Origin of the sequence: Streptococcus infantis, from assembly GCF_019929575.1 — a bacterium.
Classification (GTDB): Bacteria; Bacillota; Bacilli; order Lactobacillales; family Streptococcaceae; genus Streptococcus; species Streptococcus infantis_L.
Map to the genome: position 1 here is coordinate 39,437 of NZ_JAHZPU010000005.1, position 18,285 is coordinate 57,721.

The window sequence follows — 18,285 nt, forward strand, 5'->3', positions numbered from 1 at the left end:
TATTCTATTTTTAGAATAAATACATGAAAGCCAAAGTCAAGAGACTAGCAAGTAGGCCCACTCCCCAGAAGAAGAAATCAACCTTCCACTCACTCCAAGCTTGATCTTTCCCAGAAAAACCACCCAACTCAAAATGGTGATGAACTGGTGTCATACGGAAGATACGTTTTCCTCCAGTCAACTTAAAGTAGGTGACTTGCATCATAACAGATGTAGTTTCAAAAACATACACCAAACCAATCAAGAGTAACGTCCATTCTTGGTGTAGCGCCATGGAAATAGCCGCCAACATCCCTCCAAGAGCTAGGCTACCAACATCTCCCATGAAAACTTTAGCAGGCTTGTGGTTAAAGACAAAGAAACCAAGAAGACCACCAATCATGGCAAGAATCACTAGGAGAATATCCAATTGGTTTTGTACATAAGCAATGACTCCATAGGCAGATAGGCTAATCACTACTGAGATACTTGCCAAGCCATCAATTCCGTCAGTCAAGTTAACAGCATTCGAAAAACCAACTAACCAGAAGAGAGCAAAGAAAATGTAAAGAACGCCTAGGTGCAATGGATACCCAAATACATTTAAGACATCCCCTCCTCTTTCATAAAAGAGATAGAAGATGACTCCTCCTACTAATTGAAGTAGGAACTTTTGTTTAGGATTAAGTCCTTCATTGATTTTACGGAAAACCTTGAGGAAATCATCTAAGAAGCCAACCAAACCATACAAAACGAGAATAAAGAGGATCATTCCAACATTGTTGGTTAGTTGATTAGTTAAAAGTGCAAGAACTAAACTAACTAAAACGCTTGTTACGAGGAAGACAATCCCTCCCATTGTCGGCGTCCCAGCTTTTGCCTGGTGCTGTTTAACATCCTCATGCATCTGCTGGCCTGTAATTTGCGCCTTTCTATAAAATTGGATAAAGGCCGGAATTCCTACTAAAGTTAGTAAAAATGTCACAATTCCAGCACTAATAGAAATAAACATATTAGTCTCCTAAAGTTAATTTAATTTTTTTAATGTTTTTGATAGCTGTATTAGTCCGAACATCTTGCTTCTGAACAACGGAACCTGAACCTTCAAATTCCAGTTCAATATCCAACCATTTAGCAAAGGTCTCGGCAGTCTCTTTTTTCCAGCCATACATGTCTGGAATTTCTTCTACCTTATCCGATAAAAGGAGAACTTGTTGGTTTGGTGCAAGATTGGTCCCTTCTTCTACAGAAGTCTCTTTAATCTTTGTTCCAGTACCTACAACGATTGGTTGCACAATATTTCGGCGTAAGGCTTCCGCCAACTCACCAGGTGAAATATCCTTGATGCTAGGCATTGCATAAGAAGATTCTGTCGTAACTTTATCTAAATTTTTGGCTGGAGATTGAAGATTGAGAGATTCTTTCATAGCTGAAGCCCGCTCCAAGATTGGGGTGGCAAATTCTCCCAACTGGATACCTGAATAATGCTCAGGCTGTTGAACCGTTACATACAAGATAAAATCAGGATTTTCAGCAGGATTCATAGTCACAACTGAGAAAATATAATTGGTAGAACCAACCAAGTATCCTCCATTTTTCTCATCAGCGATTTGAGCCGTACCGGATTTAACTGCTACATTTTGTCCAGGAACTGTTATAATTGGCTTTCCTGTGTAGTGATTATACATAGTTCCATATAGAGGGTCCGTCCCAACTAAGATCATGTGATTTCGAGTTGTGCTTGCTGCCTCTTTGGAAACAGGATTTCCTACTATTTCTTTTTGTGACTTACGTACAGACTGATTGTTAGTATCATAAATAGCACTTATAAATTTTGGCTCCAGCATAACTCCATCATTAGCAATAGCTGTAAAGGCACGAAGCATTTGTGTTTGTGTCACTGAAATTCCTTGCCCAAATGAGCTTTGAGCAATACTAACAATATTATCAGCTGGAAGTTGACCAGCGTATTCATCTGTCAAGCCAAAGCGAGTTGGAACCCCAAATTTAAAGCGGTTTAGATAATCCAACCAAGTAGCATCTCCCATTTTTTGTTCAAGTAGACTCATTCCAACATTACTGGAGTGAGCGAAACCTTGTAAGAAAGTCATCATCCCACCAGTAGTCAAACCTTCATTAACGTCCCAATCTCGAATCGTCGCATCTGCTATTTTTAATTCACTGCTATTGAAATATTCTCCACCTGGGAAGGTATTGTTATCAATAGAAGCAGCTAACGTCATAACCTTCATGGTTGACCCTGGTTCATAGTTACTTTGATAAAGGATATCACGCCAAACAAAGTCCTTAGTAATTCCTTCTTTAGTATCTGCATTAAAGGTCGGTCGTTGAGTGGTAGCAAGGATTTCACCAGTCTTTGCACTGACCAAGGTCGCGGTCATATACTTACCTTTTACTTTTTCCAGAAAGGCATCCATTTGGGTTTCCATGAAAGATTGGAGCGGACTAGACAATGTTGTATAAACATCCTTGCCATCCACAGTTTGTTGCGATACCAGTTCTGTACCTGGTACGATATTTCCTACACGGTCCTTTTCATAAGTAATAATTCCGTCTGTACCAGCAAGAATGGTATTCAAAGAACTCTCCAAACCAGAAGTTCCTAGCAAACTCTTGCTGCCGTCCTCATTTTCATGAAGTTGGGCTAAGCCAATAAAACTAGAAGCAAATTGGCCATTTGGGTAGCTTCTGTTAGGGCTAGTTGTGAAGTCGATCCCTTCCACACTAGCATCTTTTAAATCTTTTTTAATAGCCATCATATTGGCATAGGTAATCCCATTTCCTTTTGCACCAAAGGAAACCTGTTTGAGATTCGGTTGAGAGAGTTGGTCTTTGACGTAAGTCTCCTCCATATCCAAGTACTTATGGAAAATTTCGGCTACCTTATTGTACTGAGATTCCTCAACATATAGAATATCTCCATTCGCAGACTTATAATCCTTATCAATGACCGCATAAACATTGTAGGAGGTTGCATCTTCTGCAATCGGAGTTCCATTACGATCATAAATGGTTCCCCTCTTAGCAGGGACTGTTCGAGTTGTTTGATGAACCTTATAAGCTTCTTTGACCAGGTCAACACCAAACTTCTTTCCCGTACCAATAATCACCGCAAAGTTAACCAAAAAAACAGCAAAGAGAATGACAGCCAAGAGACTAAGGCTTTTTCCAACTCGTCTGCGGTTTTCTAGAGGAGTTCTGCGATTCTTAATGGCAAAGTGTATTATTCTTTCTTTCCAGGTTTTCATATACTACTCCGCCGATCGGATATTTTCATTATTTAACTGCAACTCTTGCGAGTCTGCAATTCCTGTCAAGCGTTCTGATCGGATCAATTCATTAACTTCTTGCTTGGCATCATCTAGTTCGGTCTTCTTTTCTTCGATTTGATTATTAACTGTTGTTAACTCACTCTGAACTTGCAGGAGTTTTGTTTGCATATAGACAACACTTACTGCTAAGATCAGGGCTGTGATAGCAATTGAAAGGTAAAAGGCCTTTTCAACACGCGAAAATTTTTTTATACGAGCTTGTAGCAATTGGCTCGTTGTTTCTCTGTTTTCTACCATGGTTTCCTCTTACTTGTGAATTTTTCTTGCCACTCGAAGCTTGGCTGAGTGGGAACGATTATTGGCTTCCAATTCTTCCTTGCTTGGTAAAATCGGTTTCCGAGAGACTAATTCCATCTTGGGCTTGAGATCGTCTGGGATGAAAGGCAAACCTTTAGGAACTTCAACTGTGGAAGCTTCCTTAAATAACTGTTTGGTCAAGCGGTCCTCCAGCGAATGGAAGGTAATCACTGATATTCTGCCATTTAGAGCCAGCATATCCATAGCCTGCTGGATTGATTCATCTGCAGCACCCAGTTCATCATTGACCTCTATACGGATAGCTTGGAAAATTTGTTTAGCTGGGTGGCCTTTTTTCTTGAGCTCCTTTGCCGGTTTGGCAGATTTAATAATCTCTGCCAATTCCGTCGTGGTCTCAATCGGTTTCTGTTCACGCGCCTGTTCAATTTTTCGAGCAATCTGTTTGGAAAACTTGTCCTCTCCATATTTGAAAAAGATTCGAACCAATTCATGATAGTCATAATGATTGACAACTTCATAAGCAGTCAAACTAGCTTCCTGATTCATGCGCATATCCAGTGGTGCATCCTTCTTATAGGAAAAACCACGTTCACGCTGATCCAACTGCGGGCTTGACACACCTAAATCATAACAAATTCCATCAATTTCAGTCACACTTAAGTCATGTAAGCGGTCCTTCAAATGACGGAAATTATCCTTGATGAAGGTGACCATTCCCTTTTCAATATAGGGAGCCAAACGTTTTTGCGCATTTTCAATGGCATTTTGATCCTGGTCAAAAGCATACAAATGCCCCTTCTCGCTTAACTTACTTAACAAATACTCGCTATGTCCTGCTCCTCCCAAGGTCGCATCAACGTAAACCCCATCAGGCTTCACATCAAGCATATCAATAGTCTCATGGAGCATGACCGTCACATGATGAAATTCTCTTGTCATATCTTATCTATTTTACCACAATTCGGCCTATCTTGCACTCACTAAAGTAAAATCATTCTACTGCTTCTTTATTATTTATAGTCAGCAGATTTCTCGGCTACCTGGGCTAATCTTTCTACTTCTGGATTCAAGTGTTCGTGAACAGCCTCTGCCACTGCTCTTGGTATGCCAACTGAGACAATCTCGTTCACACTAGCTTCCTTGATTTTTGTCAGAGATTTGAAATATTTCATCAAATTCTGCTTGCGTTTTGGACCCAATCCCTCAATCCCATCTAATTGAGAAGAGAAGGAATTTTTAGAACGAAGTTGACGATGGAAGGTGATTGCAAAACGGTGAACTTCATCCTGAATGCGTTGTAGGAGGAAAAATTCTTGAGAATTGCGAGACAACTCTACCACCTCAAGTGGGTCTCCAAAAAGCAATTCATGAGTTTGGTGCTTATCATTCTTCTGCAAACCTGCGATTGGAATATCCAACCCCAACTCTTCTTGAATGACCTGTTTGGCAATATTAACTTGGCCTTGTCCTCCATCAATGACAATCAAATCTGGCGGGGTCAAGCCATCACGCTGGACGCGCCCATAGCGTCTACGGATGACCTCACGCATACTAGCATAGTCGTCTGGTCCGACTACGGTCTTGATTTTATACTTGCGGTAATCTTTTTTGCTTGGTTTCCCGTTGACAAAAACTACCATAGCAGAGACAGGACTGGTTCCCATGATATTAGAGTTGTCGAAGGACTCAATTCGGACTGGTGTTGGAATCTTAAGCAGACGTCCTAAATTTTCAATGGCCCCTTGAGTCTTTTCAACTGATTTCTCTAATAGATTAAACTTCTGCTCCAGACTGACACGAGCATTTTTTATGGCGAGATTGACCAGTTGCTTCTTCTCACCACGTTGGGGCTTGAGAATTTTGGTATCCACCAAAGCCTTAACAGCTTCTTCATCAATATCCTGAGGAATCAAGATTTCATTAGGTACCAAGTGAGATTTTTCTTGATAAAACTGCCCAACATAGGTCAGGAAATCTTCATCCGGATCATTGTAGTAAGGAAAGAGATTGACATCCCGTTCAATCAGTTTACCCTGACGGACAAAGAAAACCTGAACACACATCCAACCCTTATCCACGTAGTAACCAAAGACATCACGGTTTTGGAGGTCTTTAGCCATGACTCGTTGCTTAGTCCGAAGGGTGCCAATAGCCTGAATCAAATCACGGTATTCCGCGGCACGTTCAAACTCCATACTTTGGGCTGCCACAGCCATCTTCTCCTTGAGGTCATCAATGATTTTATCGTCTTGTCCCTTGAGAAAATCAGAGACTTCTTGGGACTTAGCTTTAAAATAAGCTTCATCCTTGCGACAAACCGTATGAGCCATACACTGGCCGATATGGTAATAAAAACAAACCTTTGATGGTGGATTGGTACACTTGCGAAAAGGGAAAATCCGATCCAATAGCCGTTTGATTTCATTGGCTGCACCCACATCCGGATAGGGACCAAAGTAGAGACCTCCGTCTTTTTTAACCTGACGGGTGATAATCAAGCGAGGATAGCGCTCATTTGTGATTTTGATAAAGGGATAAGACTTATCATCCTTGAGCATAATATTGTACTTGGGCTTGTTCTCCTTGATGAGGTTGATTTCAAGAAGCAAGGCTTCAATATTAGACTCCGTAACAATAAACTCAAAATCTACAATCTCAGATACCAGAGCTTCTGTCTTGGTATCATGGCTCCCACGGAAGTAGGAGCGCACCCGATTGCGCAGATTTTTAGCCTTTCCTACATAAATGATAGTGCCGTTTTTATCTTTGTGAATGTAACAACCAGGGCTGGTCGGCAAGAGCTCCAGTTTTGATTTAATCAAGTTATTCATAGTTCCATTATAGCAAAAAGCTCCCCTCATTGCTTACATCAGGGAGCTCTATTTTTCGTTTGAAAATCACTTATTCTCCAGACTCATAAAGTTCTTGAACTGCTTGAACATCTTGAGCCTGAATACCATAATAAGAACCTGCTGGTTGCATGACTGACACTTCATTAGTATGTTCCAAGCCAATGGCATGTCCTAGCTCATGCTCGGCCGTATGCAAGATACGATCATAGGTATAGCCATAGTTTGGATTGGATAGATAATAATGATTCAAACGAACTGTTACTGAAGTAAATTGTTTGGTTAGGAGATTTGTCTGACTCTCCGCCTCACCGGCAACAGATGTGGAACCATCATTCATTTCAGTCGCAAAAATAGTTGCTTGGTCAGGTTCTGTCACAACTACAAAATTAAAAGCGCCGGTCTGATTCCAATTGGTAATAGCCTCAACGTAAGCCTTTTGAAAGGTTGCATCCATTTGAGGATCAATATAAATTGTCGCCTGCGCTTGGGGCCATTTTACTCCTGAATCTTGATGATGATCAGTCTGAGACAAGCCTTGCAACTTACCAGTTTCTTGCCATTGATGCCAACCTGCTTGACCAACTTGAACTAGTTGTCCCGCTTGATTGAAGACACCAGATAAATCCCCCGTCACATACCAGAGAATCCCTAAAGCAATGAGAATTAAGACTACAAGAGTCCACACAAGGCGCCAGAACATGCGCCAAATCCCTAGTAACAATCGACATAGAACACGAATAATCCAGAACATGATTTCCCGCCTTTCTAAAAAAATAAGAATCCATCTTTAAAACATGGATTCCCATTCTAAAGATAGATTCCTTATTTTACTTGAGTAAGCTGAAAGAAAACTAAAACTAGCTCAATCTCTCTTCTAAAACAAAATCAATTGGCAAGGTAGTCAAAAAACGTTCCAATTGTTTTTCCCAATAATACCACTCATGGGTTCCTGGACTATGACTATAAGAAATATCAAAACCAAGTTTCTTGAGGTTTTTCACTGCTAGGTTATTGGTAGCATACAAGAAATCTTGCTCGCCACACCAAGCCCAGAGTTTGGTCTTCTTGTCTGACTTTTTAGCAAGGCTTTCAAGTGAATAAGGACTAGTTTCCCAGTTATCAAGCTTCCCAAAAACACCTCGCCAGTAAGCACGCGTTCCTAAATCTTGACTCTCAGGAGAAAAGTCCTCGAAGCTAAGTGCCCCAGAAAAGCTAGCGGCATGTGAGAAACGGTCAGTTGACAGTGCTAACTTAAAGGAACCGTAACCTCCCATTGATAAACCAGCGATAAAGGTCTTTTCTCGTTTGTTGGTCATATTGGGGAAGAAGCGTTTGAGCACCTGAGGCAATTCTTCTGCTAGAGCTGTATAGTAGTTATAGCCATACTGAGTATCTGTATACCAACCGTTGCTTGTATTAGGCATGATAACAATCAGATTGGTCCCTCGCAACAAGCGCTCAACATTGGTCCGTTTGAGCCAACTGTTGTGGTTCCCTGACATCCCATGAAGGAGATAGAGGACAGGAATATCTGTGCAATCCGGTTCCTTAACCCGAGATGCATCAGGGTAGAGGACATTTACTCCCCACTCCATATCTAAAACTTCTGAGTAATACTCAATCTTCATTACTGCCATAACTTGCTCCTTATTCGTTTGAGATAAGAAAAAGCCGAAACTCGACTTTCTCTCTTGCTATTTGATCCTATTTTGCTTCCATGACTACTGGCAAGATAGCTGGGCGACGTTTGGTTTGATCAAAGAGGAACTTGGCCAAATTGTCACGTACTTTACCTTTAAGATCAGCCCAGTCAAAGTCCTCACCTTGAAGATAGTCCTCAACTGTTTGGTTTACCAACTCTGTACTTTCGCGCAGAATATCTCGACTCTTCTTGAGGTAGACAAATCCACGTGTATGCACTCGAGCTTTGGCAATGATTTTCTTCTCGCGACGGTTAACAGTGATAGCCACAATGAAAATACCATCTTCTGACAAGACCTTGCGGTCACGAAGAACGACATTGCCCACATCCCCAATAGCATTTCCATCAATCAAGACATCTCCTGCAGCAACTGCACCAGATGGAACGAAATCCCCATGTTCATAGGACATGGTACTTCCTTTTTTAGGGATAAAAATACGTTCTGGTAACATACCAACAGCCATAGCAGCCTTGGCATGAGCATCCAATTCACGGTATTCTCCTTGGATAGGGAAAAGATACTTGGGTTGCAAGAGGTTAATCATCAATTGCAGATCACGCGCATTTCCATGTCCTGATACACGCAAGTTTTGAGTAATCGGTTTAACGATACCACCTGCTTGGTAGACCATATTTTCTACACGTGCCATGACAGCTTCTTTAGCGATTGATGGTGTTGTAACGATATAAACCAAGTCACCATCTTTGATTTCAACATAGCGGTGACGGCCAATTGACATTTTACGGAGTCCATTAATCGGTTCTCCCATACGACCAGTTTCAAGGATAATCAACTCATGATCTTCAAAACGAGACATATCTTTTGGTTTGATCAAGAGACTTTCATTTGCCAGAGACAATTTCTTCAAGCGAATGGCTGTACGAACGATATTTTCAATATCGAAGCCAGTCAAAACAACGCGGCGCCCAGTCTCTGCAGCGGCGTCAAAGACCTGCTGGATACGAGAAAGGTTACTTGCAACCGCAGCTACAATGATGCGTCCATCCCAGTCAGAGATGGTTTGCGTGATTTCTACACCAACTTCATTTTCACTAGCTACTTGGATATTGCTATCTGCATTCGCAGAATCACTTAGAAGAGCCAGGACTCCTTCACGACCAATTTCGGCTAAACGTCCAAAGTCAGTGGCATATGATTCACTAGCTGTTTGGTCAAACTTGAAATCTCCTGTATAGACGATGTTGCCTTCAGATGTTTTCAAAACCACACCCAAACTTTCTGGAATAGAGTGGGTTGTACGGAAGAAGGACACTATCGTTCCACCAAAATCAATCTCTGTATTTTCATCAATCACATGGAAATCATCAAATTTCTTGACGCTGTCATTTCCCTTAACAAAGAGTTTAGCCAGTTCGATGGTCAACTCTGAGCCAAATACAGGAACCTTAGCTTCTGCCAAGAGATAAGGAAGGGCGCCAATCGCATCCGCATGCCCGTGTGTTAAGAAAACCCCAGCAATACGGTCGCTATTTTCAAACAAATAGTCCATATTGGGAATAACGACATCGACACCCAACTGTTCATTTTCAGGATATTTCAAACCTGCATCTAATACAAAAATCGAGTCGTTAATTTCTGCGATGTACATGTTTTTACCATTTTCACGCACACCCCCAAGTGTTGTTAATTTAATAGTATTCATTTTCCCTCCGAATAGTCACTTCAACTTGTTTGTAGAGCTTTAAAAGCTCTCTTTTTCTGAAAGTTCAATTCACTTTCAGCCGAATCTTTTCCATTCATTATACCATTTTTTTACTAATTTTCAAAATGAATCTCACAGATAATCGCACTTCAACTAACTCTTTCCGTTCAATAACGGACAAAGCATCACTAATAAGTGAGACAAATGAGACAAATGAAACAATTGTTACTCCCATCATCCTGTCTAATCTTCAAAGAAGTCAGCAACATTATAAAGCACTCGGCAGTCACAGTAGGTTCCATTTGCTTCTAAAAATTCTAATACTCTTCGAAAATCTCTTCAAACCACGTCAGCTTCCATCTGCAACCTCAAAATAGTATTTTGAGCTGACTTCGTCAGTCTTATCTACAATCTCAAAGCAGTGCTTTGAGCAACTTGCGGCTAGCTTTCTAGTTTGCTCTTTGATTTTCATTGAGTATAAAATAACTTCAAAATCTACATCACCCTCTTTTAGAAATGACCTGGTCAAGAAAAATCGGCGGGACAAGCAAGCGACTCTAACTCCTGATCCAAAAAATCAAACAAATCTAAAAAAGTCTCCCTTGGCATCAGTAAACTATCCTCAAATTCTTTCTTCTGTTGTTGCTTATAATCTGCCAGTAATTTCTTTTCCACTTCTTTCTCCATTTTCTATTTAGACTAACTTCCACTTGATAGCAAACAAAAAGAGTCAGCAAGCCAACTCTTTCTATTCCTATTCATTTTTTTCCATCAAGAAATCATAGATTTCCTGAACTGTTCCAAGCGCCATTATTTCTTGCTCTTTGACAGTTTGTTTCAATTTTTGATAAATCTGACTTTCAGCCATATCACGCTTTTCAGCCTCTTTATTTACCCTCATGACACCATTTTCAATGGTCACAAAGCCAAGCTCTTCAAATATCTGAATCATTTTAACTAATAGAATTTGCTCAATCTTGAGATAGGCCGCCAAATCCTTGAGTTTATAGCGAATGTCAAACTCTGGGAACTGATAGATGGTTTTATACAATTTTGCAAACTGCTCTCTTGTGCCATAGCCCGTCAAATAGTAAGCCTTGGCTATATCATTTTTAAAGTAAATAGCAGAAAATTCCTGCTCCTGACAGATTTTCTTAAGGAGAGATATATCCTCAGGGATATTTTTTATGACAATAGCTGAACAAGAGGTCACATCAGGCAACTCTTGCGTAAAGTCCAAAACAGATACACCTTCTGGTAACAGGGCATTCTTACCACGGATGTTAAAGAGCTGGATACCTTCAACACGGGCGTCAACCATCATCAATTGCAAGGTTGTTTGTCCATTCCATTGGTTGACAGAGAGAGTCACCGCTAATTCCAGTTGTTTAGTCTGCGAAAACTCAGTCGCCCATTTTCCTTGACCAAAAGCGACCACCTCAAAACTGGATTCACCTTTGGAAATCTTCAGCTTGAGATGAGCATTACCAGCCCCCATAACGCGAGCATTTTCAACTTGAAAATCTCGAATATAGAAGACAGGTTTTTGGTTATCCATCCCAAAAGGAGCTAGACGTTCAAAACTTTTCACCGTCTCCAGACTCAAGGTCTCTAAATCCAGTTCTTCATCTAAAAATAGATTGTTTTTCCCTTGGACATCAGCACCTTTTTCTCGGATATAGGCTTCCAAAAGATCAGATAAGACTTCCAACTTATCCACTTCAAGGGTCATACCTGCAGCGCCTGCATGACCACCAAAGGCGATAAAAAGTTCGCGATGCGGGTCCAAAGCTTCAAAGATATCGACCGCTTCTATGCTGCGAGCACTACCCTTGGCGCGACCATCTTCGATATTTAGCACAATGACTGTCTGACCCAGTTCTTCAAGCAAGCGCCCAGCTACAATTCCAAGAACTCCCGGATTCCAGCCTTCCTTAGCCAAAACTTGGACACTTTTCTCAGGGTCCACCATGCCTTTAGCTTCATCGTAAATCGACTGAACAATTTCCTTACGTTCTTCATTCTTTTGATGAATCAAAAGAGCGATTTCATGCACTTCCTCATCGTCAAACCCAGTCAACAAATCAATAGCTGGATTGGGATCATCCAAGCGTCCTAGGGCATTTAAACGAGGTGCCAACTGAAAACCAACCGTCTCTTCTGTCACATCGCTACTTGAAATCCCAGCGATTTCAAACATTTCTTGCAGACCCATTCGTTGGGTATTGCGCAAGACTTCAAGACCATACTGGACCATGATGCGATTTTCGTCCGTCAAGCTGACCATATCGGCAATTGTACCGATAGCAACCAAGTCTAACAACTCAACCTGCACTTCTTCCAAAAGGGCACAAGCTAGCTTAAAAGCAACTCCACAACCCGCTAGATGTTTGAAAGGATAGTCCGCCCCTGGATGTTCAGGATGAATAATAGCATAGGCATCTGGTAAAACTTCAGGCATAGAATGGTGGTCGGTCACAATAACGTCCACCCCCATAGACTGAGCCAAATCAATAGCTTCATGTCCCGCCACACCATTGTCCACCGTCACAATCAAAGACACACCCTGCTGTTCGATAAAATATTTGTAGACACTGGCATTTGGACCATAACCATCCGTAAAACGATTGGGAAGATAAACCAGACACTCCGCCCCTAACTGTTCTAAACTCTCCTTGACAATGGAAGCCGAAGTCATCCCATCCGCATCGTAGTCCCCGTAAATGAGAATCAACTCCCCTTGCTCAATAGCCTGACGAATCCGCTCTACTGCTTTTTCCATATCATGCAGAAGGTAGGGATCATGCAAATCATCCAAAGAAGGTTCTAAAAATTTTTTCAGACTGGTCTCATCTTTGATACCTCGTTCAAATAACAAACGAGCTACTTCAGGGCCCAAACCAGCTTTCTTTGCTATCTTTGTAAAATCCGCATCCTCAACTTGCGGAGCAAATTGCCAATTATAAGTAGGAATTATCAAAAAAATCATCCACTCTTTCTTACGATTCTATCTTTTTATTATAACATGATTTCCAGTTTTTCTCTTGATTTTCTTACTAACTTGATGACTCTTAATCGCTCTAAATAGCCACTTATAGCACATATACATGCCAAAACGTCATTCCATTCTTTTACTTGACTTTTGCATTTTCCACTCAGATAAGGTATAATAATTGTATTGTCTTTTGGGGTCGTTACGGATTCGACAGGCATTATGAGGCATATTTTGCGACTCGTGTGGCGACGTAAACGCTCAGTTAAATATAACTGCAAAAAATAACACTTCTTACGCTCTAGCTGCCTAAAAACCAGCAGGCGTGACCCGATTTGGATTGCTCGTGTTCAATGATAGGTCTTATTATTAGCGAGATACGATCAAACTTTGTCTAGCAGTTTGATAAGAGATTTATAGACTCGCAGTTCCTAGGCTTGAGTTATGTGTCGAGGGGCTGTTAAAATAATACATAACCTATGGTTGTAGACAAATATGTTAGCAGGTGTTTGGACGTGGGTTCGACTCCCACCGGCTCCATTATATTTTAAAAAGGCGGTGGGACAGAAATCGATAGACAAAGTCTCGATTTCGTAGTCCCAGCCCCGCGAGGATGATTAGGAGCTTTTTGGAGTCTAAAAGACGAACAAAAAGTTCAATCAGCTACCGCGTCAAAGTTTGATTGCTAATAAAAAGTGAGGTCGGGATCTTTTTTGTCCCAACCTCTTTTTTGTTTGCTTAGGTTACAAGGCTCTATCTCGATATTTTAAAAATAAAGAGTCAACTTTTATTTTATAGTAACTACACTAATGATACTCAATATAAATTCCTCCACTTCAATTAACGACCTTTTGAACAGTTTAATCATTGACTATTTACCACATTTTCCATTAAACAGTCCAATCAAAAAAGGCTCTATAATTTCTGTAGTGGGTAAAACCACCATAGGAATTATAGAGTCTATTTTGTTGTAGAAAACATACTAAGATTAGTAGTGAGAAAATCTCCGACGGGAGAGAGTACTCACTACTTTTTCTTTATTGTCTTGTAAAGTCGTAGGGCTCTTTGGCGCTAGACGTCGCTTGACAAACTGGCAAGACACCTGTTTTAGGTGGAATTTGATCAAAGTATGTGGGACGCTAGACGTCGCGTATTGAAAATAAAATCACTAAAACACAGAGTTATTCAAGACAAAAGAGGTAATATCATGCGTACAGTATTTGGGATCGATGTGAGTAAGGCAAGTTCTGAGGTGGCAATTTTAGTCAACGGTGAGAAGATTCATGGATACACTATGCTCAATGACGCCATTGGCTTCAATCGTCTTTTGAATGACTTGAAAACTGTTCATAACCCTGAGATTATATTTGAAGCTACTGGTGTCTATTCTCGGCGTCTTCGAGCCTTTCTTGAGGAATACGGCTACGCTTATACACAGCTGAATCCTCTGGAAGCTAAGAAGCAACTGGACAGTCTGCGAGTTCGTAAAACAGACAAAATTGACGCTGAAAAGTTGGCTCATTCTCAATTTATACTCAATCGTAAACCAACTTATGCGCAGGAAGAAGTTTATCAACACCTGCGTAATTTAAGCCGTTTCTATCAAAATCTTACAGAAGACATTGTTAGAGCTAAAAACCGTCTACACAAGGTCTTACAAGTCACCTTTCCTGAATTGGATAATCTCTTATCCACACCAACTGGAGAGCAATATTGGAATTTAGTGATGGCTTTTCCATGCAAAGAGTTTGTATTAAGCCTATCTCAAAGTAACTTGTGTGAGATTATCCGTCAATCTACCTCCAAACGCATCTCTGAAAAGCGTATTGCTTACCTGACTGATAAACTTATAAAACTCGCTAAACAATCTTTTTGTGCGGTCAAGAAAATCTCCCCAATGCTTGAAGAGGTTCGTTACTATGCAAAAGAATGGCTTCGTCTTTCTGAGCACAGACAGGTTGTCTTAGACGACATGGTAGCTCTAGCTCAGCCTTTACCAGAGTATGACATCTTACGGTCAATTCCTGGAATCGCAGAAATCACAGCGACATCTATCATTGGCGAATTGGGAGATATTCGTCGCTTTCAGTCTACCAATCAAATCAACGCTTTTATTGGCATTGACCTGAGACACTATGAATCTGGGAACTTTCTCGCCAAGGAACACATTACTAAACGAGGTAATCCCTATGCCAGAAAAATATTGTTCAAGTGCATTCATAACATCGCTTCAGCTAGTCATACTAATCCCTGCCATATCGCCGACTTTTATGAGAAACGAAAAAGACAATCGAAAATAGCTTCAACCAAGCCACATGCGATTGCCTCTATACATCGTCTCATTCGAACAATGTATTACCTCATTACGCATAACAAACTTTACGATTACTCTTTGACCCAAAATCGATAAGGCTATCTATGCCGTATTATTATAATACCTTGTTTCAAAAAATACCAGATGAGGTGGTTTTTTAGCATGCCCTTTTATGGATCAATAAGTGGTAAAAATAAGACAGTAACCTCAGAATAGCTACTGTCTTATCTCTTTTTTTACTTAAAGCCCTTGATATACTTGACAAATGGTAGAAAAGAGCCTAAAAAAATCTCTTATATAAAATTATTTGACTTCAAAGCCTTCTGCGACTGCGTCTGCAAAGTTTTCTTCTACGACACTTGCACAGTGGTCACAGATGACCGCCTGGTAGCTGCGTTCTGATGTTGTTGGATCGATACGACGGCAACGGTCACAAACTTCACCTGCAGCGCGTTCAACTGTGAAGGCTACATCTTCGAAGCTAACGGCAGATTCTGGTGCTGGTCCTTCAGCGATGGTCAAGTCTGACACGATCAAAAGTTGAGCCACATTGCTGTTTACTGCTTCAAGCAGAGTTTTCACCACTTCGTTTGGATAAACCGTCAAGTGAGCTTCAAGGGATTTACCAATTACTTTGGCATTACGAGCTTCTTCCAAGGCTTTTTGAGCTTGACCACGGAAGTCCATGAAGGCTGCCCATGCATCCAAGATTTCTTCTTGGTTAGCAAATGTTTGAGCTTCTGGCAATTCTGACAATTGAACAAAGTCTTCGGCTTCAAACTCAAGATATGACCAGATTTCTTCCGCAGTGTGAGGAAGGATTGGTGTCAAGAGTTTGGTGATTTTTACAAGGATATCGTAGAAGACAGTTTGCATTTGACGGCGTTCAAGTGATTTTGTACCTTCGATGTAGACAACATCTTTGGCAAAATCAAGGTAGAATGCTGACAAGTCAACATTGATAAAGTTAACAAGTGCTTTATAGATTGTCAAGAATTCAAAGTCAGCATAAGCATCACGAATGGTCTTAACGAGTTGGTTAAAGCGAATAGTCATGTACTTGTCAACTGAACGTAATTCTTCGTAAGCCACTGCATCCTCAGCTGGGTTAAAGTCAGATGTGTTAGCAATCAAGAAACGAAGGGTATTACGGATCTTACGGTAAGTCTCAGAGACTTGGCTCAAGATATCCATAGAGATACGCACGTCGTTGCTTGAGTCAACACTGGTTACCCAGAGACGCAAGATTTCCGCACCGAATTGTTTTTCAACATCACTTGGAGCAATGGTATTTCCAAGTGATTTAGACATCTTCTCACCTTTACCATCTAATGTGAAACCTTGAGACAAGATTTGCTTGTAAGGTGCTACGCCATGATTAGCAACAGATGTGATAAGTGATGAGTTAAACCAACCACGGTATTGGTCAGAACCTTCAAGGTAAAGGTCAGCTGGATAAGTCAGATTTGGACGATTCACCAAAACACCATTCCATGATGAACCTGAGTCAAACCAAACGTCCATGATGTCTGTTTCTTTCTTAAACTCACCATTTGGTGAACCTGGATGGGTAAATCCTTCTGGCAAGAGGTCTTTGGCATCACGTTCCCACCAGATAATTGAACCATGTTCTTCAAAGAGTTGAGCTACATGCTCGATGGTTTCAGCTGTCATGATTGGTGTTCCATCTTCTGCATAGAAGATTGGAAGTGGCACACCCCAAGCACGTTGACGAGAGATAACCCAGTCACCACGGTCACGAATCATATTGTAAAGACGGACTTTACCCCATTCTGTATGGAATTTCACTTTATCAATAGCATCCAGGATTTCTTGACGGAATTTTGAAACAGAGGCAAACCACTGTGGCACTGCACGCCAGATGATTGGTTTCTTAGTACGCCAGTCAAATGGGTAGGAGTGAGAGATTTCTTCTTGAGCAAGAAGAAGGTTTCCAAGTTTTTCAATAACCGTTGGCACAACCTTGTCGTAGAATTGACCTTCGAACTCTGCACCAGCATTGGCCATCATGATCCCGCGTTCGTTAACAGTCACTGCGACTTCAAGACCATTAGCAATACCGACATTGTAGTCATCCTCACCAAAACCAGGGGCTGTATGGACAATACCTGTACCAGAGTCTGTTGTAACGTGGTCACCAAGGATAACGAGTTCATCTACTGCTGTATCCCATGGGTGCTCTGTCACAATTTGGTTCAATTCTGAACCACGGTAAGTAGCCAAAACTTGAACATCCGACCAACCGAATTTCTCAGACAAACTGTTCAACAATTCTGCAGCAACAACAAACTTACGAGCTTCACCAGCAGGTTGAACTAAAACGTAATCAATATCTGCTCCAACAGTCAAACCACGAGAAGCTGTGATGGTAAATGGTGTAGTTGTCCAGACAACGATGTAAGTATCTGTATCTAGGATACCTTTGCCATCTTTTACCTTATTAGCATAGTAAAGGGAAGTTGAAACCAAGTCATGGTATTCAATCTCAGCTTCGGCAAGGGCAGACTCAGATGACCATGACCAGTAAACTGGCTTGGCACCACGGTAGATATAACCCTTATTAGCCATCTCACCAAAGACACGGATTTGGGCTGCTTCATAGTCTGGAGTTAAAGTCACATATAAATTTTCCCAGTCACCTGACATCCCCAAGCGCTTGAAATCATCACGTTGTTTATAAACTTGAGAAAGAGCGTACTCACGGCAAAGTTTTAAGTACTCAACCAAGTCCATTTCTTTGCGCTTAACACCTTGCTTTGCCAAAACTTGCTCGATTGGCAGACCATGAGTATCCCAACCTGGGATATAAGGTGCGTTAAAACCTGACATAGACTTAGAACGAATGATAATATCTTTTGAGATATGATTCATGGCATGTCCAACGTGGATATTTCCGTTTGCGTATGGAGGGCCATCATGCAAGACAAAATGCGGTTTCCCCTCATTTAGTTCTTGACGACGTTGGTACAATTTTGCTTCTTCCCATTCTTTTTGCCAGACTGGTTCTTTGGTTGGAAGGCCTGCACGCATTGGGAAGTCAGTTTTCCCTAGATTTAAAGTTTCTTTGAGTTTCATGATATCTCCTTTTTTATATAGACAAAATAAAAACCACGACTCGCTAAAAAGGACGAAAATCGTGGTACCACCTTT

General features: G+C 41.0%; 12 protein-coding genes, 1 other RNA gene and 1 pseudogene. 2 read left to right on the forward strand and 12 right to left on the reverse strand.

Annotated elements, in window-relative coordinates:
• Window positions 1-10 precede the first annotated feature (10 nt).
• From mraY to recJ, 11 genes and pseudogenes are all read right to left on the reverse strand, one after another.
• Window positions 11-991: a phospho-N-acetylmuramoyl-pentapeptide-transferase gene (mraY, locus tag K1I67_RS03155; protein WP_223338713.1), complete on the reverse strand. Its 981-nt coding sequence runs from the start codon at window positions 989-991 to the stop codon at window positions 11-13.
• A 1-nt stretch (window position 992) separates the two neighbouring features.
• Window positions 993-3,248 carry a penicillin-binding protein PBP2X gene (gene pbp2x, locus K1I67_RS03160; protein WP_223338714.1) on the reverse strand — a complete coding sequence of 752 codons (2,256 nt, stop codon included), beginning with the start codon at window positions 3,246-3,248 and terminating at the stop codon, window positions 993-995.
• Between the two features lie 3 nt (window positions 3,249-3,251).
• Window positions 3,252-3,569: a cell division protein FtsL gene (gene ftsL, locus K1I67_RS03165; protein WP_223338715.1), complete on the reverse strand. Its 318-nt coding sequence runs from the start codon at window positions 3,567-3,569 to the stop codon at window positions 3,252-3,254.
• A 9-nt stretch (window positions 3,570-3,578) separates the two neighbouring features.
• Window positions 3,579-4,529, reverse strand: a complete 951-nt coding sequence (gene rsmH / locus K1I67_RS03170; protein WP_223338716.1) for a 16S rRNA (cytosine(1402)-N(4))-methyltransferase RsmH — start codon at window positions 4,527-4,529, stop codon at window positions 3,579-3,581.
• Between the two features lie 71 nt (window positions 4,530-4,600).
• A complete protein-coding gene (uvrC, locus tag K1I67_RS03175) occupies window positions 4,601-6,421 on the reverse strand; it encodes an excinuclease ABC subunit UvrC (protein WP_223338717.1) in 1,821 nt (606 codons plus the stop codon).
• A gap of 70 nt (window positions 6,422-6,491) precedes the next feature.
• On the reverse strand, window positions 6,492-7,193 hold the full coding sequence (locus tag K1I67_RS03180; RefSeq protein ID WP_075230641.1) for a matrixin family metalloprotease: 702 nt from the start codon (window positions 7,191-7,193) through the stop codon (window positions 6,492-6,494).
• Between the two features lie 106 nt (window positions 7,194-7,299).
• On the reverse strand, window positions 7,300-8,079 hold the full coding sequence (locus K1I67_RS03185) for an alpha/beta hydrolase (RefSeq protein WP_223338718.1): 780 nt from the start codon (window positions 8,077-8,079) through the stop codon (window positions 7,300-7,302).
• Between the two features lie 67 nt (window positions 8,080-8,146).
• Window positions 8,147-9,808, reverse strand: coding sequence for a ribonuclease J (locus K1I67_RS03190; protein WP_223338719.1), 1,662 nt, complete (start codon window positions 9,806-9,808; stop codon window positions 8,147-8,149).
• Between the two features lie 243 nt (window positions 9,809-10,051).
• Window positions 10,052-10,108 (reverse strand): annotated as a pseudogene (locus K1I67_RS09990) (hypothetical protein); the annotation flags it as partial.
• A 225-nt stretch (window positions 10,109-10,333) separates the two neighbouring features.
• Window positions 10,334-10,495 carry a hypothetical protein gene (locus K1I67_RS03200; protein WP_223338720.1) on the reverse strand — a complete coding sequence of 54 codons (162 nt, stop codon included), beginning with the start codon at window positions 10,493-10,495 and terminating at the stop codon, window positions 10,334-10,336.
• Window positions 10,496-10,562: 67 nt separating this feature from the next.
• Window positions 10,563-12,788: a single-stranded-DNA-specific exonuclease RecJ gene (gene recJ, locus K1I67_RS03205; protein ID WP_223338748.1), complete on the reverse strand. Its 2,226-nt coding sequence runs from the start codon at window positions 12,786-12,788 to the stop codon at window positions 10,563-10,565.
• Window positions 12,789-12,995: 207 nt separating this feature from the next.
• On the opposite strand from recJ, the gene ssrA reads away from it, so the two are divergent.
• Both ssrA and K1I67_RS03215 read left to right on the forward strand, forming a co-directional pair.
• Window positions 12,996-13,343, forward strand: a transfer-messenger RNA (tmRNA) gene (ssrA, locus tag K1I67_RS03210).
• 664 nt (window positions 13,344-14,007) lie between these two features.
• On the forward strand, window positions 14,008-15,210 hold the full coding sequence (locus tag K1I67_RS03215; protein ID WP_223338721.1) for an IS110 family transposase: 1,203 nt from the start codon (window positions 14,008-14,010) through the stop codon (window positions 15,208-15,210).
• 207 nt (window positions 15,211-15,417) lie between these two features.
• Here K1I67_RS03215 and ileS read toward each other — a convergent pair whose 3' ends face one another.
• Window positions 15,418-18,210 carry an isoleucine--tRNA ligase gene (ileS, locus tag K1I67_RS03220; protein ID WP_223338722.1) on the reverse strand — a complete coding sequence of 931 codons (2,793 nt, stop codon included), beginning with the start codon at window positions 18,208-18,210 and terminating at the stop codon, window positions 15,418-15,420.
• Window positions 18,211-18,285 lie beyond the last annotated feature (75 nt).

Excerpts from the sequence above, each read along its gene's own strand:
- ftsL (WP_223338715.1), bottom strand. The coding sequence starts at position 3,569 with ATGGTAGAAAACAGAGAAACAACGAGCCAATTGCTACAAGCTCGTATA.
- rsmH (WP_223338716.1), bottom strand. The coding sequence starts at position 4,529 with ATGACAAGAGAATTTCATCATGTGACGGTCATGCTCCATGAGACTATT.
- K1I67_RS03215 (WP_223338721.1), top strand. The coding sequence starts at position 14,008 with ATGCGTACAGTATTTGGGATCGATGTGAGTAAGGCAAGTTCTGAGGTG.
- ileS (WP_223338722.1), bottom strand. The coding sequence starts at position 18,210 with ATGAAACTCAAAGAAACTTTAAATCTAGGGAAAACTGACTTCCCAATG.
- K1I67_RS03180 (WP_075230641.1), bottom strand. The coding sequence starts at position 7,193 with ATGTTCTGGATTATTCGTGTTCTATGTCGATTGTTACTAGGGATTTGG.
- mraY (WP_223338713.1), bottom strand. The coding sequence starts at position 991 with ATGTTTATTTCTATTAGTGCTGGAATTGTGACATTTTTACTAACTTTA.
- pbp2x (WP_223338714.1), bottom strand. The coding sequence starts at position 3,248 with ATGAAAACCTGGAAAGAAAGAATAATACACTTTGCCATTAAGAATCGC.
- K1I67_RS03185 (WP_223338718.1), bottom strand. The coding sequence starts at position 8,079 with ATGGCAGTAATGAAGATTGAGTATTACTCAGAAGTTTTAGATATGGAG.
- K1I67_RS03190 (WP_223338719.1), bottom strand. The coding sequence starts at position 9,808 with ATGAATACTATTAAATTAACAACACTTGGGGGTGTGCGTGAAAATGGT.
- K1I67_RS03200 (WP_223338720.1), bottom strand. The coding sequence starts at position 10,495 with ATGGAGAAAGAAGTGGAAAAGAAATTACTGGCAGATTATAAGCAACAA.
- uvrC (WP_223338717.1), bottom strand. The coding sequence starts at position 6,421 with ATGAATAACTTGATTAAATCAAAACTGGAGCTCTTGCCGACCAGCCCT.